Annotated in this window: 9 protein-coding genes; 3 read left to right on the top strand and 6 right to left on the bottom strand. The window is 36.6% G+C overall.

What is annotated here, in order from left to right:
- Positions 1–280 precede the first annotated feature (280 nt).
- The 5 genes from V7S76_RS03370 to V7S76_RS03350 form a co-directional block, all read right to left on the bottom strand.
- The gene (locus V7S76_RS03370) at positions 281–745 is read right to left on the bottom strand and encodes an SET domain-containing protein-lysine N-methyltransferase (RefSeq protein WP_459508619.1); all 465 of its coding nucleotides are present in this window, start codon (positions 743–745) and stop codon (positions 281–283) included.
- A gap of 140 nt (positions 746–885) precedes the next feature.
- Positions 886–2,970, bottom strand: coding sequence for a glycoside hydrolase family 97 protein (locus V7S76_RS03365; protein WP_459508618.1), 2,085 nt, complete (start codon positions 2,968–2,970; stop codon positions 886–888).
- A gap of 22 nt (positions 2,971–2,992) precedes the next feature.
- A complete protein-coding gene (locus V7S76_RS03360) occupies positions 2,993–3,931 on the bottom strand; it encodes a glycosyltransferase family 2 protein (protein WP_459508617.1) in 939 nt (312 codons plus the stop codon).
- Between the two features lie 25 nt (positions 3,932–3,956).
- Entirely contained in the window at positions 3,957–5,120 is a 1,164-nt protein-coding gene (locus V7S76_RS03355; RefSeq protein ID WP_459508616.1) for a glycosyltransferase, read from the bottom strand.
- 43 nt (positions 5,121–5,163) lie between these two features.
- Complete coding sequence (locus tag V7S76_RS03350; RefSeq protein ID WP_459508615.1) at positions 5,164–6,957, bottom strand: ArnT family glycosyltransferase; 1,794 nt, start codon at positions 6,955–6,957, stop codon at positions 5,164–5,166.
- 154 nt (positions 6,958–7,111) lie between these two features.
- On the opposite strand from V7S76_RS03350, the gene V7S76_RS03345 reads away from it, so the two are divergent.
- Together V7S76_RS03345 and V7S76_RS03340 are read left to right on the top strand one after the other, a co-directional pair.
- Positions 7,112–7,777: a glycoside hydrolase family 130 protein gene (locus tag V7S76_RS03345; protein ID WP_459508614.1), complete on the top strand. Its 666-nt coding sequence runs from the start codon at positions 7,112–7,114 to the stop codon at positions 7,775–7,777.
- Between the two features lie 47 nt (positions 7,778–7,824).
- Positions 7,825–8,268: a hypothetical protein gene (locus V7S76_RS03340; RefSeq protein ID WP_459508613.1), complete on the top strand. Its 444-nt coding sequence runs from the start codon at positions 7,825–7,827 to the stop codon at positions 8,266–8,268.
- A 551-nt stretch (positions 8,269–8,819) separates the two neighbouring features.
- Here the strand turns inward: V7S76_RS03340 and V7S76_RS03335 are convergent.
- Positions 8,820–10,271, bottom strand: a complete 1,452-nt coding sequence (locus V7S76_RS03335) for a Gfo/Idh/MocA family protein (RefSeq protein ID WP_459508612.1) — start codon at positions 10,269–10,271, stop codon at positions 8,820–8,822.
- Positions 10,272–10,760: 489 nt separating this feature from the next.
- Between V7S76_RS03335 and V7S76_RS03330 the strand changes: the two genes are divergently transcribed.
- Positions 10,761–25,822, top strand: a 15,062-nt coding sequence (locus V7S76_RS03330) for an Ig-like domain-containing protein (protein WP_459508611.1), incomplete at its 3' end; no start/stop codon positions are given.

Raw genomic sequence — 25,822 nt, 5'->3', positions numbered from 1 at the left:
TTAAAAATAGTAACATTTTGCCTTTCGGTCGGCTCGAATTTTTTGGAGCTAAAAGAAAAAATAAAGTATTAGAAGTTAGCTAAAGATTATTTTTTGAACACTCTATGCAACAAAACTAACTCCATTAAGGCAGTCAATATAATTGCCTAACACCCGAAAATTAAAATAAGAAGGTAGTAATACAGCCTTTATGATTTTTTTGTTTTTCTTAGAAATTCATAGGTGTTTGGGTGTCTTTGTTCCAAAATGAGTGTAATATTTGTGATTCATAAGTTGATCATTATTCTCCACTCACTTTTTTCCAAAACTCCCTGATTAGCCAATATTTGGGGCCATAATTGACTAAAATTTCCTCATCTTTTTCTATTATTCGGTTTGCATATATTTTCATTGTTTCCGTTGCGAAATCAATTTTAATAACGGTATTTGGGTTTTTTGAGTGATTATAAATCGATCCAAATCCCAAGGCTATGTATTGTTCTTGACCATCTTTTTGACACAGATCACAATTACATGCTGTATTTAACCAAGCATAATTGACCAATACAGAATCCTGAATAATTTTGGATCTATAGCTAAGCTTTAACATTTTAGCTTCTTCGATTAATTCACCTTTTGCTATTTCGGTATTTGAAAAAATGCCATGTCCGTGAATCGATGATGTTTTTAAACCGATCTTTGTTGAGGGTCCAATGATCGATTCTGGAAGAATTACCTTCGGATTACATGTTTTTATTTGTTCCATTTTTAAATAATCATTTGTCTTTTAATAGCTAATTTTTTTTCACTCTGATTATGTACCGCTGTAATGTAGTTAAAATACCAATTGAATTAGAAATTTTTAGTGCTGTTTATCTCAGCAATTCTCATCCTTTATCCCTTACATTATAAATCACTTTTAATAGTCTCAATTCTCCAAACACCACCGCCACCTTTGCTTAAGTGAATGGTCATTTTTTCTTTAGCATCTCCTTTTTGGGATATCATTACATAATCTGAGGCATACTTATTACTATTCACACCGTCTGTTATTCCGTTTAGTTGATATCGTTTTAATCCTAGTTTGGAAAGATCAATACGAATGATTCTTTCTGTCCAATTGTTCATGGCCCCTAAATACCAAATGCCATCTTTTTGGCGGGCGGTAACGATGTATTCTCCGGGTTTTCCCTTCAGAACGATGGTTTCATCCCAAGTGGTAGGAATGTCTCCAATAAAATGCATCATTTCAGGTTCTTTGAATCCTTGTGATGGATTTCCTACAAAGTACTGCAATGGGCTGTCATAAATTACGTACATCGCTATCTGATGCGCACGTGTACCTTGTGACATGGGTCTTCCATCGATATTTCTGAATCCATTCTTGGCTGAATTGTCTAATAATCCTGGTTCATAATCCAAGGACCCTGAAAACATTCTGGTGAATGGAATGGTCAGATTATGATTGGGAGTAATGAAGGTACTCCATCCATTCCATTCAGAACCCATAACTCCCTCACGTGAAATGGCATTTGGATAGGTAATTTCAAATCCAGCTGGGGCAGGTGCTGAATGTATATTTATCATTAAATGGTATTTTGCACAAGCCTTTGCCATTTTCGCATAGAAATTCATGGCCTTTTGATCATTCCTGTTGATAAAGTCAATCATAATGATTTGGATGCCCTTGGAGGCGTATAAACTTAGCGTTTCCTCCAAATTTTCTTCTAATAAAACGGCATTAAACCATAGTCCGACCCCAATACCTTTTGTTTTGGCATATGAGACAATTGAATCTACATTTAGATCTTTATTTAACTTTTTTAGATTTCCATTTAAATACCATCCTTCATCTATCATGATGTATTCAAGTCCAAATTTCTTAGCGAAGTCAATGTAATATTGATAGGTCGCGGTGTTTTTCCCAGACTCGAAAGGCACATTAAAAAGATTGGTATTCACCAGCCATTCATCGGTAATCTGACCTGGTTTTATCCAAGACAAGTCGCCCTTGATTTCAGACGGACTTGCAAGTTTTAAGATGAGGTCCGAAGCGGGAATGCTTGCAGGGTTATCTGTTACTGCAATTACGCGCCATGGAAAATTTCTCTGGCCTTTGGTTTTTGCGATATATTTGGCGAATTGGGTAACAGATTTCAATTTGGAATAATTGATTGTATCATTCGGTATTTGTTCCTCTAGGGGATAAGGTGAAAAATGTGCATTGATGCTATTTTGTGATGACCTTTGTAAGATCATTCCCGGATAATCAATCACATCTGATTCAGCGATGACAAGGTATTTTTGATTTTGCGTTTGAATCAAAGCAGGTACAAAGTAAAAGGTGTTTTTAAGACTTTCTGAAATTTTACTGCTTCGGTATTGGGTTTCAAAATGGCTTTCAAATTTTTTGCCGACCTTAAAATAATCTCTGATTTTGTCTCTTTGAATAGCAAGATAATTTAAAAAAGAGGCGGCCTTTAGTTCTTGCTGATAAGGTGCATAATAAATTTTAGGATCTCCTTTCGGATTTACGTCAAATGTCTCGTTCAAAACTTTGAGTGAATGACTTGCTTTTCCGATCCAACGGTAGGACAAGCCTTCATCATACATACGAATTTCTAATGCAAGTGGTTGATCAAATTGAATTAAAAGGGCATTATATCGGTCTCTAAACGTTTTACGTTTGGATGCAATAACGGGAGAAAATAGAGTGTCTTTTTTAATTTTTTGAATTCCTCTTATGGTCAGATGGTCAAATTCTTCCCCTTCTAGAAGTAAGCCTATATTTGATTTTTCAATGATAACTGAATCCTTCCAGTCCAATGTATATTGTAGTGATGATTTATCGTTCTCTGTAAAAAGCTGAAATTTTATTTTTTTATTGGGAGAGGAAAGTTCTATTATCTTTTTGGAATTTACTTGTTGACACGATACGTTAAGCATCATTGCGGTAAAAAATGGCAGGATGATCACTAAGTAATATTTCATTTTGTATTTTTAAAAGGGAAATTTATGAATGATAAATAAATGAAATCATCTCTTTAGCATATTTGACATTTTCTTTCCAAGTGAATTTGAAATGGAAAACACTGAGTAAGATGTATAAATATTGCACAATCCGGAAATAAATAAAGTGTTTAGGGTCATGGTTTTTTAGAAAATGGTACCTACTTTGATGGCTGATCAATCGTTTATTATTTGAATTCAACTTACTACCACCCTCGATATGAATTATTTCAGTTCCTGTAAAGATTCGATTGCTTAATCCCATATTGGACATTTTTTTTTGCAAATCGACTTCTTCGTAATACATGAAATAATCCTTTGAAAAGCCTTTAAATTGATCAAAAGTGTCTTTTCGTAAAAACATATTGGCGCCAATTACATAATCAATTTGGAAGCTATCCTGTTCGAAATGATTTTGCCTCGTTGAAAGAAAGCCCCATCTTTCTAATGATTTTTTTAATAAGCTTTTAACTAATTGTTTAAACGAGTTTAGTGGAATGATTGAAATAATCATTTTCATTATTTCTGTTTTGCAAGTGGGGAAATCATCGCCAAGGCTATTCATGCGCCTGTCGATGTCCAATAACTTACAACCGACCACGCCTAGCTTCAATGGCTTTTCATTTGCTTGATAAAAATCAAACAGTTTTTTGATGGAATTTTCTATCAATAAGGTATCCGAGTTTAATAAAAAAATAAATTCTCCTTTCGCCGCTAAACAACCCAAATTATTGGCAAGTCCAAATCCAACATTGGTTGGAGAGTGGATATATCTAACTTTTGGGAAAAACGACTCTAGGTATTCAATGGAATGATCACTTGAAGCATTATCTACAACGATTATTTCAAAATCAAGGTCAGCGGTATATTCATAGATCGATTGAATGCAATGAAAGCTTAATAACTTGGTATTATAGTTGACAATGATGATAGAAACCTGCATTTGATATGATTAGATCAGATGTGAATTAAAAATTAAGAATCGTTTTTGATAATTTTTCCAACGATTCAGATTGTTTTTTGTTGATTATCTGATACCTCAGTAATGATTTTTCGCTAAGTTGTTCGTATTCAATTTCAACTCTTTTCAAGGCTTTAAATAAATCAACTTGATAAAAGGGTGAAAAGTAGATGGGCGCGTCTGATAAAATTTCAGGAATCGAACATACGTTTGAACATACAATCGGTTTCCCATATTTCATGGCCTCAATGGGAGGATAGCCAAATCCTTCAAATAGGGTTGGGAAAATCAAGCTGTACGAATTTTTTAAAGCATGATCTAAATCCGAAGATGACAAATAGGGCAATGTTAAATGATTTGGAAATTCTTTATTTTCGATGCCAATGGTTAAAAGATAAAAATGAGGATTTTCTTTGGCAAATTTTTCAAATACTGCCAGTGCGAATTTGGCATTTTTAAATATACGGTCAGCGGCCAAAATGATAAAATAATCAATTTTTGAGTCGATTATTTCTTTCAGTTGGGTATTACTTATGTTTGGGTCATGTACAATGATTTTTTCAGGACAATAGATCACCGAAATTGGGGACTTAATGTTGGGGTAAAAATAGTTCAGCGACGCTTTTGAATATTCCGAAACTGTGTATATTTCTACATTTTTATTGGCTGCAAATGTAAAAAGTTGTTCCATTTTCTTTTTATTCAAATACTTGAGGATAGCATTTAATTGGTCTCTCACAAATACTTTAAAAAGTTTAAATGCTGATTTTGAACGAAGTATATATTCGAACCCATAATGATGTATTTCGGTATTGGATAGGTCGAGAAAAAAAATGATCATCCTGCATTGTATGTCTGAAAATGGGTAATTTTCCAATCGTTGACCAATGCCAACAAAAAATACATCTATGTTATGTTGGGAAATTATTTGCCCAATACTTTTTTCACGAGATATATCGATGCACTTAAAATGTAATTCTTTTTCTAGGTAGTTTGGTGAAGTCCCATCATAAACAAACGGTATTTTTGAATCATAGAGAAAAATCAAATTCTGTCTATCCGGATCGTATTTTTCTAAGACACTTTTTAAAGTTTTATACGCGAATTCGGCTCCGCCGTTGATGAAACCTTGAATGGAAATTAAATCAAAAAGGATCGTGTATTTTTTCAATAAATGGGATGATTAATTTAAAACAATATAAAATTAGATTTTTTTAATTAAAATAGTGTTTTTTATTCCTTTGTTGTTCAATATACTTCCTTGCCTCCCTTTTGATTAATGAATCCAAAGGGAGGTTTTTTGTTTTAGATTGATATTTGATTTCATTGAATAAATCCTTGTCTGATCTAATTCTCGTTTCGGCAACTTCCATTCCTAACTCCTTGTTGACTCGACATACAAAAATGGTATCAATAGGTGAATTGGATAAACTCCATGCTGGGATTTTATGCGAGGATGAATACATGGTGCCTTTATTAATGCCTGAAAAAAACGTGAAAATTGTAGAAGGTTCAGTTATGATTTTAATTGTATCTAATCCAATTTCCTTACTCAAGGTTTGCTTGTGTACATGTTGAGGGAAAACAACATAATCTTCATTTCTGACATTAAAATCGGCATTTTTCGCATAAATTAACATTCCTGCTTGTTTGGAATACCATTGCCACCCCCAATGACCAATTGACCAAACTGTTGCGTTTTTGAGATGTATTTTTTGTGCATTTTTTCGATAAAAATCGGCAATAAGCCAATCTGAAATTCCGAGTAAGGTCGCCAATATGACTGTCGCCGCAATCACGTATTTATGTAGGATGCGTTTCGTGTAGTCAAAATGTTTGTGCCCCAGTAAGATGATGAAAGGAATAATTAATAAGGTGTGACGGGTGGCATTGAAAGGTGCTATAAGGATAAGAAATGCTGAAACGGATGTTACATAGATAAGAATCACAAACTCCTGTGATTTTAGGTATTCGTTTTTTTTTGCTAACCAAGAAGAGATCGATTGGAAGGTTAAAAGTCCAATTAAAATAAGTCCGTTTAGGATGAAAATGATGTTTAATAATCGATTAAAAATGGTCTCCTCTATTTGTTTGAAATAAACGAGTGGAATAGAAATAACCAAAAATAGACAGGCCAATAGCGTCAAGAGTCGAATTTCTTTTTTCGGGATTAGTGAGTAGATGAAAATAACCGTAAATGTGGTAATTGAACCTAATGTACCTAAAAATCCCACTGTTTTTGCTCTAAGGCTTACTAATATATTTATTTGGACCTCAGGCTTCGGTTTAGTAAGAATTTTGTAAATGTGTGTTTGTCCGAATTCAATATAATTCCAAAGAGACCAAAGCAGAAATAGGATTATTGGAATGATGAGTACGATACTTTTTTGGTAATTTTTCGTGATGAAAATCGTCCATAGTATGACAAAGAATAGGGGTATTAATGAATATTTTATGAATATTCCAAAGGAAAGTAAAATGGCAGAAATGATGTAATAGCTGAATTTGTCATGTTTCTGGCCTTTTAAAAGATAGTACATGATACCTAGCGATATGGCCAATATTGGAATATCTAACATGACATTTTGGTTAACCACGAAAGCAGGGCAAAACGCAAAAATGCTTAACATGGTCAAGGGAGATTTTACCTGTAAAAGTTGGCCTAATTGATAAAAATAGAATAGAGATAAAAAAGTGAAAACAGATAAAAATAAATGTAGTGATACTTCACTGTGTCCAAAAAGTAATTGGTAAAAATTAATCAGATAGAAAAAAAATGGCGGATTGTTCCCATTGAACATCAAGGTAGGTGAATCTTCCCAATTTATCCAACTAGACATTGGCTTCCAAGGATGCAATCTGATGTTTTCAGCCGCTTCTAAATGAAAAGCATCATCAATGTGGAATGCCTTGTTGATATTAAATGCCGTCAAAACAACCCATAAAATAATTAGGTAAACCATCGGTGATTTTGATGGATCATAAAATGTCCGATGATGATTCGACATGGAGAATAGAATTTTTGATTCATTCAAATATAATAGTTTCTGGGATAAAAATGCACCAATCGTTCCTGGTTTTCTTCTTCGTCTTTCGAATAGCTTACAAGAATCAAGCGTTTTTATGTAATGATTTCTTTTTTATTTGGGGGAACTTTAAGGGATGAAACTAAAGCTAAAAAAGGAAGGAGTTTTGTTGGAAAAAACCGCCTTAGGATTTGAAAATAGTGGTGTGTTGAATCCCGCAGTCATCCTAATCGGGAATGTCATTCACCTGTTTTATCGAGCCGTGAAAGAAGGAAATTTCTCCAGTATTGGATATGCTAAATTGTCTAATCCGACCCAAGTAACTTATCGATCAGATGTGCCTGTTTTGTTTTCTCAACATGATTATGAATCTCAAGGTTTAGAGGATCCTCGAATCTCGCAAATTGATGGATTGTATTATTTGAGTTATACAGCCTATGATGTTTTTAAGGCATCTGGTCAGTATTTAGCTTTACCTTATACTTTCACTCGATCAACAGATTATATTGATATACCTGATCTGGTAACTTTAAAGCCAATTTCTATGTTGACTATCCAAGCTGGACCTCAGTTTTCATTCTTGACGAAGCAAACAGATGTATTTAATAGTACAATATTGACGACCCAACAACAACAAGATTTTTCTAATGACAATTATCGAAAAAATTTGATGAGTCTTACGGCAGGTGTTGGAATTAATCTTGGTAAGGTGGTGCTAGATATTCGTGCTAATTATGATTTGCAGCAAAACAATGGGAATGGAACATCTACCACTCCACGCTACAAAAATGCCTGGTATTAAGCAACAATTGGATTTAGAATTTTATAATTATTTAAAGAAATACACAAATGGAAAATCGCCAATTGATTGCTAAAAAAATCCTTGTTTTTTTTAGTGTTATTTGTTCAGTCCTCCTGGTAGGGAGTGCCTGTTCAAGACCTACAACATTTCTAACGTCTTCCATTGTTCCTGCCGCCGAAGGAACCATACGTTTGAAGAAAGATAAAAATAAAAATTATGTAATAGATGTTAAATTCGTGAATTTAGCTGAAGTAGAACGCTTACAGCCACCGCGAAAAGCATATGTGGTTTGGATGGAAAATGAAGAAGGACGAGCGAAAAATTTAGGTCAAATTAATAGTTCGCACGAAATGATAACCAAAAAACTGAAGGCCTCTTTTGAAACGGTTTCTCCTTTTAAACCAACCAAAATTTTTGTCACAGCAGAGGATGAGTTAAATGTGAATTTTCCAAGTTCCATGATTGTGTTGGAATCGAAAATGATAAAGTAGATTTAGTGATTAGTTATTAGAGTTTTATGGTCGCGCTAAACTCTAATAACTAATAACTAAACACTTATAATGCGAATTAAGGGTTAAAAACTAAAATTCAGGATCTTTTCCAATAATTGTTGCTAAATCAAATTTAATTACATTTTTCCTGGCCAACAATGCAATTTTCTGGTTAATTCATTTTCTATGGTATTTCTTTTTTTGAAAAAAAAGAAACAAAAAAACTTATTAGTCGCAAGTTAATCCAAGACGAATCAGCAAGCTGATCGATTTTCACTACGCTTTCGGCTATTTTCTTTGACCCTGATGCACATCGCCCATGCGCATTGTCAAAGCTCCGCCTACCGCTTCGTTCAAATCTTTCGTCGGATTAACCGTAAGTTCAATTATAAGTCCTGAAAAGAATAAATAGTGTTAAATGAGCTCGGTTACTGAGCTTTCCGAAGTATCAAAGCCAAAAGCGGTAAAGGAAGAGATTGATAATTGGAAATTTCAACCCTTAATTCGCATTAATAACTAATAACTAATAACTAAACACTAATCACTAAATATTAGACTCCCAAATTCCAGCCTTCTCTGTATTGGCGTTTTACGAACTGGTTGGCTGCATCGAAATTGGTTACGCGCATATTGACGTTATCCCAAAGCAATTTGGTGTTGGATCCTGGATAGTGTGTTCCATTACCTGTTGGACGTGGGAATGGCATGTCCGCAACACGGATAGCTAAATTAGCCATTAATATAGCTTCTGTTAAAGGTCCAGCTAGATTAAATGGAGAACTTAATTGTTTTTTACCATAACCAGCGATGGCACCTTCCACCCATTGAGCATAGTGACCTTCTGCGCTACCTGGAACTCTTTCTAATTTACGTGCTACTTTTACTTCTTCATTTCTGCTTAAAGGAAGCAATCTTGGATTGGCGGCATATTCACTCGCCATCATTTTTCCTTTAGTGCCAATGAATAGAATACCTGAATTTCCATCTCCAAACATTTCATCAGGTCCTAATTCTTCTGGACGTTCTGGTTTGATACCACCATCCATCCAATGCATGGTAACAGGTCCTTGTGTGCGATCTGTTTTAGGGAAGGTTAACGTTGCATGACTAGAAGGAGGACAGCTGTCGGGGAAAACACCTCGTTTTCCAAATGCTGTAAATACGCTTCCTACACTCGCTTGAACATCGCTAGCATATTTTAAATTCAGTACTCGGAAAGGAGCTTCCATTAAATGACAACCTAAATCGCCAAGCGCACCTGTTCCATAATCCCACCATCCTCTCCAAGATCCTGGAATTAAATTATCCACATAATCTTTGTATGGAGCTGTACCTAACCACAAATCCCAATCTAATCCTTGTGGAACCGCTGGTTTTTCTTTTGACCATGGAATACCTTGTGGCCAAATGGGGCGATTGGTCCAAATTTGGACTGTATGTACATCTCCAATAATACCAGCATCATACCATTCTACTAATTGACGAACCCCGTCGCCAGATGAACCTTGATTACCCATTTGTGTTACCACTTTGTATTTTTCAGCAGCTGCAGTAAGCATTCTTGCTTCATAAATATCATGCGTCATGGGTTTTTGAACATACACGTGTTTACCCAATTGCATGGCAGCCATGGCTTGTATGGCGTGATTATGATCGGGGGTAGAAACAGAAACGGCATCAAAATTTTTGGACTCTTTTTCCATCATTTCGCGCCAATCTTTGTAATATTTTGCTTTTGGATAAGCTGCTACAGAATCTTTCGCTTGTCGATCATCTACATCACATAGGTAAGCAATCTCTGCCTTACCACTTTCGTAGAATTTTTTCAAATCCGATTTTCCTTTTCCTCCAACTCCAATTCCTGCGACCAATAATTTGTCGCTCGGAGCTGTAAATCCTTTGCCTCCCAATACATGGCGAGGAACGATCATAAATCCAGCGGATGCTAAACTAGCGGATTTGATAAAATCACGTCTGGAATTAGCTAGATTATTCTTTTTCATAGTTTTTGTTGCATTAAATAGGTAAAAAACAAATAAAGCTATAAAATATTTACTAAAATACAAGTAGGGGGTGTGGGGTATTTATGGGATAGTTAAAGGTATTGTATCTTGAAAATGAAAAAATAGGTTTATTTTTATTCAATTGGATATTTTACGCCTTGATTCGTACAATTAACATATGTCAATATGTTGTATAAAATTATTTAAAATAAATTTTAGGTCAAATACTTGCAATTTTACAAGTGTGACGAGGTATTATTGGGTCTTTGAGCCTATATTGCTTATCCATAAATTGTATTTTTCTATATTTAACTGCCTTTGCTTTTTTGATTTAACGGTATAATGGGCTGATTTTTAAGTATTTTTATTTTTTCTTATTTATTTTTTGGAAATTTTAGTAATTTTGTTCCGTTCACATTTAAATACAAAAAATCTGAATTATACCCTTTTATAAATAAACGTTTATATAACCATTAATACTAACTTTCGATGTTCCAATCAAAAAGTCAATCATCAACTAACTACTTCAAATTATTCTTCTTCTTATTATTGGTCGGAATTTCTTTTTCGTCATTTGCACAAACAGAAAATATTTATTTAGTATGGAATAATACTTCGACCAACTTGTCGAAATGTTATCAACAAAAGACTTTTAAAGTTTTAGTTCAAAATAAGTCGGGATCCACCATTCCCAATGCTACTATTTGGCCAACTTTCCCAACAGGTGTTTCCCTTGTAGCCGGAACCTTAGTTGACAAAACAGATTCTAACTCGGTTAATTTAAACTTATTGAGTGGAGCTTATACGAGTGGGGGAGTAACTTGGGATGGAACCAAGTTTACGATTAATAATGCTATACCCGATTTAGCAGTTGTTGAGATTACGTTTGATTTAAAATCTGATTGCAGCGCGGCAACGAGTAATTCTTCTTTCAATTCCTATTTGTTAAAATCCAATGGCGTTAATCAATTAACCAAATCCAATAATCTTACAGGAGTTTTAACTTATGGGGTTCAATCAGCCAACTATAGTTTACTAAGTCCGGTACTTTCTATTACCAATGTTAGTAATGCGTCTTTATCTAATTTGAATGTTGGAGACTCCTATATACAAGAAGTTACCATTGTTAATGGTGCCTTAGGAGAGGTGAAAAATATGACCGTGACAATTGATCATAATAATTCACCAAGTAACTTATTTAGTAATATAAGTGTGATCGATGAAAATAATGCTGTTGTCGGTACAGCTACATTACAATCTGGTAATAAAACGGTTAATGTTGTCTTAAATAATTCTTTGCAGCAAAATGGAGTAATTCGTTTACGCTATACCGTTACAGTTTTAAATTGTGCAAGTAATTCGAGGAATATCTCAGTCGCCTATGGTTGTCCAGAGGCAATATGTACTACAAGTAATTCAGTAACGTCTTTGAACTCGATAAATTCGGGTGTTCCTGTTTTAAAAATAACTACAACTGAAACACCATTTACGAGCACATGTGGTCTTATAAGTTCCACAGGTGCAGCTACCAGGCATATTAAAACTGTTTATGAAAATACGGGGACAAGTCCTATGAGATTGGCCAACCTGATTTTTGGTTTTTATGATTTCGGTGGAACTATTACGACAGTGAGTGGGAGTACGGAAAGTATAGTGGAGTCAAGTATTATGTTTACGCCTAATGGTGGCACACCTATTGCTGCAACAAATCTTTCTGTTTATGGAAGAAATTCTCAAATCCAAAATGTTGGTCATTGTAATTATAACAAGCCAACATCCTATCAAATGTTATTCCCATCTGGTTATGTATTGCAACCTGGTGAGAAAATAACGATTGAATATGGTTTAACCCAATGTGATAATTCTGGAGTTGTAGATGGAACAGCAACAGGTGTACTTCAAGATATATCACAAGTTTATATAGGAAATAGTTATTATGCTGCGGGAAATTTAGGGGCTTTAGGCGGATTTTATAATCAATGTGGTACCTATTCAGCTACTTCCCAAAATGCAGGTGCCCTGTATGGTTATCATATGTTATCGACATATGTGAAGTCAACTGATACTCCTCCGCAAGTAGTTGGGGCAAGCACATTTCCTTTAGAATTCAACGTAGATTTAGCTGCAAGGAATACTAATCCATATGGTGGGGTATTGAATATTCAGAATTTATCACTCTCCAAGGTACTTTATCAAGCAGAAATAGAGGTTCCGAATGGAGTAACCTATAATGCTGGAAGTATTAATGTATCGAGTGGCAGTACCATTGCATCAGGTTATCCTGTATTTTCAGGAAACAAGCTGACCATTAGATTTTCAAATACTAATGATAATATATATCCAACCATTCGAGCTTCGTTTAGTTCCGATGGAGTAAATGCTTGTGGGAAATTGCCTATTACCTATCGTGCCATTGCGATTTGGGACAATAGTTGTGCTAATCCATTGATTTCAAGGACTATTAAAATGGATTCTATCGATTTTGTCTGTCCGATTTCATGTCCTTCTATTGGGGTCATTTCTTCTGAAAATAGTAGAATTACGTTAGGATTAGTAGATAATAATGATGATGGATTTCCGGATGCATCTGGAACTTTAAATACAAATAAAATTTATTTGAATTATATTCGAATGAATGATATATATCGATCTACTACTAAATATAAATTATACACCAACGCCAACTATATTCAAACGGATCAGCGTTTTATTTTAAGTTCAGCTTTATTGGCTAAAAATCCGAATGTGAATCTAAGTCCTGAGGGCAATCCGACCATCACAATTACACGTTCGGGAATGAGCGTTTCATTTACGGGTACAATTGTAAGAATTTCACCTTCTAAAAATGACTTTATCATTAAATGGGATAATGCATTACCTATTACAATGGGTACCTACCAAACGAATGATGAAATTTCGGTAAGCCAAGACTATAAATTAAATTCAGAAATTTTTTATAATACTTCAGGTACAGAAACTCCATTTATTTCAGCAACATTTAGTTCTACTACTTATATAGCTTCTAGTCCGACAACAGCCGATAATAATTGGACTTATGGTGGAGGATTGAAAACCTCATGCTTGTCTGTTAAATCAGGTGTACAATTGGTCACGAGTTTACGACCATATAACAATACATTTTTTCAAAATACCAGTTCAATCTGTGATTTCGTTGAATTTGCCTCTGTTCTTGGTTATTCTGGTACTACCTTTTCTTTTCCATATGAATATCGCAATACAGCTGAATTAGACGAGTTGAAATTTACTCTTTCAAGTGGATTTACCTACAATTCAACTTTTGCGTTATATCTTGCCATAAGTGCTTATTCAGGAAATCCGATTGAATCATTTAAAACAGTAAGTGGCAATGTAGTCACTTACAATATAAAATCTTTACGGAATTCTTTGTCTAATTCAACAGATATTCGGAAATATCCGCAAGAAAATAAGACAACCTTTATTTCTATAAAGGCTTATCCTACATCTTATTGTGAATCAGTGGCAAATTTGAAAATTGTCAATGATATGAAATACAGGAGAACCTACAATTATTCTCCGGAAAATGAGGTTGAAGTTAATATTCCTATTACTTCTACGTTTAATTCACCAGGAGTACTTGCAAATGGAACGCCATTAACTGCTATATCTCAAACCCCTAATCAAGGAAAAGGATCTTTTGGATTCAAATTGACTAATCCAAGTACTTCCAAATCGATTTCTAATTTATGGTTTTATTTGAAACAACAAGGTTCAAATACTAATATTAGTAACGTAAAAGTTGGTGGAGTGCCAGTTTCTCCTAATTCAAACGGATTTTATCAACTTTCCAATCTTACGGCCAATTCGTCTGTTGATGTTACCTTAGATTTGGCATTGGGTGTACAATGTACTTCTGATAGTATAAAAGTTTACTACGGCAATGAATGTCCTTCTGGGGCAATTCCAACTTCATTTAGTGGCATAAAATGTAGTAAACATTTAACCTTTACGATAAATCCAGCAGTTGCATCGTTAGATGCTGAGCTTTTACCTTTCAATGAAGGATCTTCATATACATTTTGTTCTCCTTTTACTGTTGAATTTCAATTAATTAGCTCTTCTTTGGGAAATGTTCAAGACTTAAAAGCTCAAATTGCCTTACCTCCAGGATTGGTTTATGTGCCCAATAGCGTGAAAGTGAAATATCCTGCTAATGCTAGTTTCACCTCGGTTTCTTATAATCCTATCATCTCTAATTCTGGAAAACAATTAGACTTTAATATAACTACGCCTAGCGTTAGCGGAAGTGGAATTTTATCTCAAGTAACTATTCCTGGGACAGCTGATTTTACGCAAAATAAAATAGTTGTACAATATCAAGTAACTACAGAATGTGGTGCTGATGAAGGCTATTCTATCAAACATACTTTTACCGGAACAAAAGTATGCGGTTCTCCCTTGGAGACCATCGTCAAACAATCTGCTCCAATTTCCTTTTCGGACATTGTGAATTTTGGGTATTCGATGGATTTTACACGGACAAAAAATGCGACCATCAATAATTGTACGGATGGAAGTACCTATCACATCAGTATGAAAAATGTGGGTCCAAGTGCCACACCGAATGATAATCAAATCAATTTTGTCATACCTTCTACGGTTAAATTCGCCTATTATAACCCAAATACTGCAGGAAATAGAAATGCTTCCTTGGATCAACCTAGTTTGGAAGTAAATGACGATGGAACAACCACACTTGTTTGGAATTTACCAGCAGGCGTTGCTCAAGGGGATTCGATTGTTATGAATATCAAACTTCAACCAGTGGAAGATTTAGGATTTTATCCTCCTTTATCGGCTGTGTTGTTTGTAGGAAAAAATATTGGAATGACTTGCAATGGTACTTCTTGTGATGCATTTAAAATGAACGATTATAAGAGTATCGTTTTATTTACACAGGAAAAACCAACAGTTCCTACGGTATTAATTACTCAGCCTAATTGTACGACAAGTACAGGTTCCATTACAGTGGATTCACCCTTAGGAACGGGTTACACCTATAGTTTGGACAACGGAGTTTATTCTTCTAACACTACTTTCTCGAATTTAGCAGCCGGTAATTATGTTGTTCATGTTCAAAACGCTACACAGTGTTTCAATGAAAGGACTATTACCATTAATCCACAACCAGATCTAGCTGTTGTTCCAACCATTACTACGGTTCAACCCACTTGTTCAATGGCTACGGCACTAATTACAGTGAATACCCCATTAGCTTCTGAGGGTTATGAATTTAGCATTGACGGGGGACCATATTCATCTAACAATCAATTTAATGTTACAGCCAATACATCAGCACATATCATATCGGCGATAAGGACCACTAGTTATTGTGAACAATCGGTTAATTCACCAACTATTATAGCTCAACCTATTACACCAGCTCAACCTGGTACGATGACGGGATTAAATCAAGTAGTTCCCGGAACAACACAAACATATTCGGTGAGACCAGTTACGAATGCGGTTTCTTACCAATGGACATTACCTGTTAGTTGGACTCCAACAACCGTTTTAACCGGTGAATCAGTGACAGCTACAGTTGGAGCCAACGGAGGACATGTTTCTGTCAGTGCAATTTCAAGTGCAGGTTGCCCAAGTACCTTGCGTTCAGAAGCTATTACCACTGGTTGTCGAGCAGGAGAGGATGCGCCTGCTATTGCTGGAGCCTCCACTACTTATACTATTTATTGTGGCGCTACGTTTAATTTAACTAATTTACAAGCAACGAATATACCTGTAAATTGCAGCGATTGTATCTTGACATTCCATACGGATTCAGTTGCCACTGGAAGCAATAAATTAAGTGGAACAGCTCTAACAGCTGCTAATGTTGGTACGTATCGAGCAGCTTGGTATGATCCTCAGAATGATTGTTATTCCAATTTGACCGCCAATGTTGTTGTCCAAAATATCTATCCGCCTAAACCAACATTTATTAAAACGAATCCTACTTGTACAGAAGCGAAGGGTTCTATTCAAATTACAGCTCCTTTACCTGTCGCTGGAGTTTCAGCCTATACCTACAGTATCAATGGTGGTGCCTACCAACAATCACCCAACTTTACGAACCTAAATTCAGGTTTTTATTCGATCAATGTCAAAGATAATAATTGTGTCACCGATTCAACAGGTATAGAAATCATACCACAACCTGTGAGTTCTTTACCAATTGGTAAAACGTTACAGATTTATACAGGTAGCAAAACGTTAGCTGTTGTTGATATTGCGGGAACATCCATCAAATGGTACGATAGTCAAAATAATGGAACAGAGTTGCCATTGACGACCAATTTAGCAGATGATGCCACGTATTATGCGACTCAATTTACCAATGGTTGTGAAAGTGGACGCTTACCTGTCCGAGTAAAACGTATTTCGGATGATACACAAACTTTGTGTTTAAACAGCACGATTTCGAGCTTAGTTACTACTCCAACCGCTGGGGAACATGCACGCTGGTACACTAGTATGAACTCAGTTGATCAGTTAGCATCTAGTGAGGTTTTAAGTACAGGCACGTATTATGTGGAGCAAAATGTTTCTGCGTCAGCGACTGTTTCCACATTGGCTGGATCCCTGGTAGCCCCGGCAGAAACGTTAGATGGAACAGGGACTTCTGCCAAATTTTATTATCCATCTGGCGTTGATACCGATTCTGAGGGAAATGTCTATGTCGGAGAATACGGATTAAATGGAGGTTTTATTCGAAAAATATCACCTTTGGGAGTTGTAACAACCATCGCAGGGACAGGCGTAAGTGGGACGACAGATGGACCTGTATCTTCAGCTACATTTGTAGCACCATATGCTATTACACTAAATAACTCTGGGGAGATTTTTGTTGCAGACGAAAATAAAATCCGGAAAATCAGTGGCGGAGTAGTTAGCACCATTGCAGGTAGTGGACTTGCAGCAGATACTCCTGGCATGGGCACAGCAGCTGGATTTTCCACTCCAAATGGAATGACTTTTGGACCCGATGGTTTGTTATATTTTTCAGATCCTGTTGCTAACAAGATTAAACGTATCTTAAGTACTGGTGAGGTTGCTGATTTCGCTGGATCTGGAAATTTAGATTTTATAGATGGAAATCTCAGCACAGCAGCTTTTAATGTTCCAACGGGATTGAAATTTGATTCTCAGGGTAATTTGATTATCCTGGATCAAGGTAATTATGCCATTCGAAAAATTACTCCAAGCGGTGATGTTTCTACTTTAGCAGGGAATGGATTATTTAGTTACAGTGTGGAGAATGGTAATGGAAGTAATGTGACTTTTGGTAATCTTTGGGGTTTGACCATTGATTCGAAAGATAATATCTATGTAACCCAGACCTATGATTATGCTGGATATGTTCGAAAAGTATCCCCCAATGGTGATGTGACTTTATTTGCTGGAAATGGTTCCAGTATTTTTAAAGACACATTGGCATTGGAGTCAAGTATGAGTCCATATTATATCGCAATTGATAAAAACGATAATTTATATTTTCCAAGTAATGGGAATTTAATTCGTAAAATCACTGTGGCTTCTACTAATCGTGTACCGGTGAATGTGATTGTTCCGATCATGGGCACGCCGACAGCTACTTTGGTACAACCTAATTGTACGACAGCATTAGGTAAAATCACGATCGATTCACCTGTTGCCAATGATTATCTGTACAGCATCAATGGAGGTACTAATTACCAATTAAGCAATGTTTTCGAAAATGTAAGTCCAGGAAACTATCAAGTGTTGGTTAAAAATGCACTTGCTTGTCTGAGTGATACATTACTGGTGACGATCAATCCACAGCCTAATATTCCTTTACCACCTAGTGCAAATAAAATACAAATATATACAGGGACTAAAACAGTTTCTAATTTAGTTGCTTTAGGTAATAATATTCAGTGGTATGATGCCATTACTGGAGGTAATTTGATTTCTTTGACAGACACATTAGTAGATGATGTCACTTATTATGCTTCCCAGACCAATGGCTGTGAAAGTTTGAGAAAGGCAGTTACTGTTAACCGTATTTCGGATGATACACAAACACTTTGTGAAAATAAAGCAATATCGAATTTATTGACTACACCGTCAAGTGGTCATCAGACCGTTTGGTATGCAGATAGCGCAAGAACAATTAAATTGACTGATACAACCTTATTGACAAATGGGACGTATTATGTTGAGCAAATCGTTTCTGGAAGTGCACAAGTTACCACCTTAGCTGGTTCTCCATCAGGAATATCATCAGGTTCCGTGGATGGAGTTGGAGCCAATGCAAAGTATAGTTTTCCTTTTGATCTCATTACTGATTCGAATGGAAATGTGTATTCAACAGACTCTGGTACACATACCATTCGTAAAACTACTCCGAGTGGCGTTGTAACCACGATAGCGGGAGTTGCTGGTTCAATGGGATATGTAGATGGTTCAGCAGCTTCAGCTAAATTTAGAATACCAACTGGAATTATAGTTGATCCTGCCGGTGATTTATTGGTTTGCGATTTATTGAATAACAGAATTAGGAAAATTAGTCAAGCAGGTATTGTTTCGACATTCGCAGGAGACGGAACAATTAATGTGTTGGCAAATCCTACAGCACTAGCCTACGGGCCAGATGGATATCTGTACGTAGCATGTAAAGGAGATAATAAAATTAAAAAGATTAGTTCTTCTGGTATGGTATATCCTTTCGCTGGAACGGGTTCTTTTGGTTTTACTAATGGTTCAGTTGATTCAGCAACCTTTAAATCTCCAGAAGGATTGGCTTTTGATACTTGGGGGAATTTGTTTGTAGCAGATAATAGTAATTTTGTTATTCGAAAAATTACTCCAGATGGACAAGTGAGTACGTTTGCTGGTTCTGGTGATTTCGGATATATAAACGGCACTGGTACAAACGCTTCATTTGACTATTTAAACGGGTTAAGTATAGATTCTAGGAATAATTTATATCTTATTGGTGCTAACTATCCAGTTGTTCGAAAAATTGATCCCGATGCTGTTGTAAGTACTTTTGCAGGTACAGGTGCAGGCTATTTAGATGGCGAGTTGTTATTATCTAAATTTAAGGGTTCGTATCGGTCTACATTTGATAAAAATGATAATTTATACATTGCAGAAAATGACGGTCATCGAATTCGTAAAATTTCAGCTCCAATAGTTAGTAATCTTGTAGCTGTAAATGTAGTAATTAATACCATCTCAACACCTACATTCTCTATAACACAACCTACATGCACAGATTCAACTGGAAGTATTGAAATAACGTATCCGATCGGTTCAGAATATACTTATCGTTTAGTACATACTGAAAATAATACCGATGTATATACTCCATATCAATCTTCGCCTATTTTCGCTAATTTAGTTCCGAGGTCTTATAATTATGAAATTACGAACCAAAATGGCTGTACGGCATGGGGGCCTGGTCCGACTATTTACCCGGCACCTTTTACACCTGCCCAACCAACAATCTCTGGTGATACATTATCGAGTTACTGCGTGGGTCAAAGTGCTACATTGATTAGCAGTGTTGCGACGGGTAATCAATGGTACAAAGATGGTGTGGCTATTTCGGGAGCAAACAATGACACCTTGGTGGTTAATTCTTCTGGATATTATCAAACGCAAGTGACCAATGCAGAAGGTTGCCAAAGTGTGCTAAGTGATTCCTTGAATATTCATTTCAATGCGCTTCCAACAGTGGCTATTTTGGCCAATAATAGCTTAACTAATTTATTAACTGTTTGTCGAGTAAATTCAGATGGTACTTTCGGACAAGGCGCCTTTGCTGCGGAAGTAAAAATGGGTTCTGTGGTTCAAAATTCAGCCAATTATGATTTTGAATGGTCGCGAAATAATCAAGTGATTAACGGATCGAATAGTTCGAGTTGGTTGTCGGGTGTATTGGGTACTTACCAAGTAAAAATAACGGATAAGATAACAGCTTGTAGTGCCGTTTCGGATACGGTGAGATTAGTTAATTTCGCTACTCCTGATTTTAGCATAGCCAGTAATCAAGTAAGTGAATTCAATTATGTTTGCGCTGGTAAGCCAGTAGTTCTCCGTGCTGTTTCAACTGAATCGAATTTGGAATACCGTTGGAAGGATTATTTTTATGGTGGAAACGGCGTAAGTCCATTTGTTTCTAATGCCGGCGTGATTGGGGCATCAGATTCATTGGTACATAATCAAGCATACTTACACAATACAACCCTTTCGGTAGGAGATGCTCCATTTGTTACGGCTGCCAATGCAGGTATTTACGCATATGCACAATACTATTTAGAAGTGAAGGATGTTCACGGTTGTATCGATAATAATCGAGTATTCCGATTCTATGAAGCATTACCAGTTGCTAAGCCTACGATTTCGGGCGATACCTTAGCTACTTACTGCGCCGATCAAAATATTACATTGATTAGTTCGCAAACAAGTGGAAATCAATGGTACAACAATCAAGTCTTGATCAATGGTGCAACCAATGATAGCTTGCAAGTGAGTGCATCGGGATCTTATCAAGTTAAATACACGAATGATTTAGGCTGCGAAAGTGATTTAAGCACCGCCAGAAATATTACCATTAACAGCTTGCCTTCTAAGCCAGTAATTAGTGGAAATACGAATTCGAATTATTGCGAAGGAACATCAGTTGTGATAACTAGCAGTTCAGCGACAGGCAATCAATGGTATAAGAATGGAGTATTAATTCCAGGTGCTGTGAATGCAGATTATACGGTTACGCAAACAGGAGTTTATTCTGTTAATGTCACCAGTTCGAATGGCTGCATCAGCGCAACAAGTGATTCGGTTTCTATTGCAATTCATGCATTGCCACTTGCTCAAATTGAACAAGGTTTGGAATTAGCTTTTAGTAATTGTACCAATACACCGATTAACTTGAAAGCCAAGGATCAAGTTGACTCGGGTGGATCGATGAGCTATCAATGGTATTTTAGAAATACATTATCCGCATCAGATTCCTTATTGTCAACCACTAGTCAAATTCATAGTGCGAATGTGGCAGGATACTACCGAGTAAAAGTGACAAGGGATGGATGTTCTGAATTATCTAGTGTAACTAGAATTTATGATCCACCGGTATTGAATACGACATCAACCGCTGTATGTTCAGGAGATTCTGTTACGATTAGTGCTGTCAATAGCGGTATTCCAAATCCATTGTATAAATGGTTTAGGAATAATAATGAAATAGTTGGCCAAACAGATGCGGTATTAAAAGCTTATGAATCAGGTACATACTATGTTCAAGTTTCTAGCTCAAGCTCAAATGTACAAGCCACTTCTTGTCCTGTTTTAATTACGGTAAATGCATTGCCAAGTATTGCTATAACAGGAAATCCTAGCAATTTGAAAGTTTGCTCGGGCGAATCTGTCACATTAACTGCTCTTGCCACGGGATCTAGTAACTATGCATATCGATGGATAAAAGACGGAAATGTATTGTCACATACCTCAGTTGATTATTCTGTGAATGTGGCAGGTGATTACCAAGTAGAAGTAATAGATAACAATGGTTGTGTAAATACAAGTGTGATTTCAAGTGTGGAGATATTGGATTTACCTAATCCACCAACTGCGATTGTTTCAGTGCCAACTACTTGTGCATTGGCCACAGGAACGATTCAAGTAACAGCACCATTGGGAGCAGGTTATGAATATAGCTTGGATGGTGGAGCCTTCCAAACAGCAGTAACCTTTAGTGCTGTGGGAGTGGGTGTTCATACCCTTCAAGTAAAAAATGCAGATGGATGTGTTAGTTTGGCATCCAGTGGAATAGAGATTGTTGCCAATGCTGGAGCTCCAGCTATTCCAGTAGCAAGTGTAACCGAGCAACCTACTTGTTTGGTTTCGGTAGGGAAGATCGTTGTTTCTTCTCCGATCGGAAGTGGATTAACATACAGCATCGACAGTACCCAATATCAAAGTGGATTAACTTTCTCAGGCTTATCTGCAGGTACCTATACTTTACGAGTTAAAAATGTAGATGGATGTATCAGCTCTTCCACGAGTCAGTTGACGGTAGTAGCAAATGCGGGTATTCCAGCGACACCAGTAGCGAGCGTAACGGTTCAACCTACTTGCGCAGATTCGACAGCCACGATTCAGTTCTCAGCTCCATTGGGATCTAATTATAGCTATAGCATTGATTCGACGAATTATCAATCGGCAGTTACTTTTAACAACGTAAATCCAGGTAGCTACACCCTACGAGTAAAAACCACGGATGGATGTATCTGTGCTTCCACAAGTCAGTTGACGGTAGTGGCAAATTCGGGTATTCCAGCGACACCTGTAGCGAGCGTAACTGTTCAACCTACTTGCGCAGATTCGACCGCCACGATTCAGTTCTCAGCTCCATTGGGATCTAATTATAGCTACGGCATTGATTCAACGAATTATCAATCGGCAGTTACTTTTAACAACGTAAATCCAGGTAGCTACACGCTACGAGTAAAAACCACGGATGGATGTATCAGCGCTTCCACGAGTCAGTTGACGGTAGTAGCAAATGCGGGTATTCCAGCGATACCAGTAGCGACATTGGATTCTTTAATCAATAATTGCAATGTAAGTACGGTTGATTTAACTCAGGCTGAGCCATCTTCGCAAAGTGGAATTAGCTATGAGTGGTGGACGGGAACAAACTCAACACGAGTGAGTCAGATTACGAATCCAAGCACCTATGCGAGCACATCAAACGTGTATTTATGGTCTAAAACCACGGATGGATGTTATAGTGAAAAGGCGGATTCCCTACAAGTACACATGGTTACATGTTGTGCGGATTCAGCGGGTGTATTATCAGCGACGGTTGATTATCTTGATTCGCAGTATGAACCAGCTATAATTGATTATGTACAACATACGGGTTATAGCCCTGGCAGTGTCGTAAATTACGTATTGGTTGATCAAGCGGATGGAAAAATAAAAGCGATCAATTCGAATGCTCCATATTTTACATCTGTGGGATCAGGATATTATCGCATTCATGCTTTGGTGACTCGTCCAGAAGCTACCTTAACAGGACTAAGTGAAGGAAATAGTTTGGCGAATGTTCTTCCAAACTGTTCGAATATGCCATTCTATGAGGTAATTATATTTACACCTTGTGATAATAATCCAATATGGAGCATGCCAATTCCTGCAGCCTTGCCATCAGGTAAGTCTCAGAAATTTGTATTAACCGATGCATTTGATTCGTATAAGATTGTGGCTATTAGCGATACGAATAGCTTTAATTCGATCGAATCTTATTCGAGTTTTGAAATTATACAAGTTCAGTATAGTGGAACAATCAATAATTTGGCTGTTGGTAATTTATTAGCAGATGTAACTGCTACAGACATAGATTTTACGGCGAGTAAGTTTTTCGATTATTGTGAGCCAGTGGTATTGCAGATTGACGGAGAAGTCTTTAATGATTTGAATAACAACGGTAACCTAGATTTCTCTAATGAAAGTACGTCAGGTTTACCTTATGAGAACAATGATCTATTTGTGAAATTATTGGATTCACAAAATAATGTTATGGCAGTAAGCCCAGTGGTGAATCATTATTTCAATATGGTGCCAAGTTTTGCAGATGGAATCTACCGATTGGTATTGGATAATAATTCAAACACTTCCGATACTACTTTAACCGTATATCCATATTGGGTAGCGAGTCCTAAGGTATTTGAGGTTCAAGGTGGAGTTGTCATTACACCTAATTTCTTTTTGGGTGGTGCGACATCAACATTTTATGGCATGCATTCTACCTTACCTGCGCCACTACCAGGCATAGCAGGAGATAGTATTAGCTACTGCGTTGGAGCAGCATCTGCGCCACTTCAGGCAGAAGCGGTAAGCGGAGCGACATTGAATTGGTACAGCGATGCAACGGGCGGAACAGCCAGTAGCGTGGCTCCAAGTCCATCGACAGATAGTTCAGGAACCTTCCATTATTACGTGAGTCAGACGTTGGGGAACATGGAAAGTGCAAGAACAGCCTTTACGGTGATTGTTCATGCAAGTCCAGCAGCTCCAGTAGCAAGTGTAACTCTTCAACCTACTTGCGCAGATTCGACCGCCACGATTCAAGTAACGGCTCCATTGGGATCTAATTATAGCTACAGCATTGATTCAACGAATTATCAATCGGCAGTTACTTTTAACAACGTAAATCCAGGTAGCTACACGCTACGAGTTAAAAATGTAGATGGATGTATCAGCTCTTCCACGAGTCAGTTGACGGTAGTAGCAAATGCGGGTATTCCAGCGACACCTGTAGCGACATTGGATTCTTTAATCAATAATTGCAATGTAAGTACGGTTGATTTAACTCAGGCTGAGCCATCTTCGCAAAGTGGAATTAGCTATGAGTGGTGGACGGGAACAAACTCAACACGAGTGAGTCAGATTACGAACCCAAGCACTTATGCAAGCACATCAAACGTGTATTTATGGTCTAAAACCACGGATGGATGTTATAGTGAAAAGGCGGATTCCCTACAAGTACACATGGTTACATGTTGTGTGGAATCAGCGGGTCAGTTAATAACCTCTTCACCTATGGTAGGTTTCAATTATGAACCAGCGACGGTTGATTATCTATCTCATATTGGTTATACTGCAGGTAGCCAAGTTCATTATGTGTTGGTTAACCAAGCAGATGGAAAGATTAAAGCCATCAATGATTCTATACCTAATTTTGAAAATATTGGATCTGGTGAATATAGAATCCACGCATTGGTGTATCGTCCTGAGGTTGTTATAACGGGATTGAACGTAGGTAGTTCTTTATCTGAGCTTAGTCCAAATTGTTCCAATACACCAAATTATAGATTTGTAGTATTCAATTACTGTGATTTTAATAGTACGTGGTCGATGGATAATGCAGCAGCATTACCTAATGGAAAATCTGAGAAATATGTATTAACCGATGGGTTTGATGATCATAAAATTGTCTCGATTAGTAATACCAATTCATTTAATTCAGTAAAATCGTACTCGAGTTATGAAATTGTACAATTACAATACAGCGGAACAATTAATAATTTGGTTGTTGGGGAATATTTGGGTAATGTAACAGCAACTGACTTAGATAAATATTCAAGTAAATTCTATAGTCATTGCGAACCAGTCGTATTGCAATGGGATGGGTATATTTTTAACGATCATAATAACAATGGTAAAGAGAATTTCCCAATAGATGATCAAGCTGGTCTTCCAAATACAGATGCGATGTTTGTTAAGGTATTGGATTCATTGAATCATGTGATTTATGTCAGTCCAATAAGCTATCAAAACTTTAGTATTTCAAAAGCATTTGAAGATGGAACCTATAGATTAGTTTTAGATGACAATTCTGATACGACTGATTATACACCTTGGTGTCCTGCTTATTGGGAGTCAGCTCCTAAAAAGGCTGTTATTCAAAGTGGTTTAGTGATTAATACCGACTTTTTCTCTAATTCATATTTAGTTCCTTTAGGCATGCATTCTACCTTGCC

It is taken from the genome of Aquirufa sp. ROCK2-A2 (genome assembly GCF_054558485.1).
Note: the sequence above shows the minus strand (reverse complement) of the source record. Positions and strands in the feature narration are given on the sequence as shown.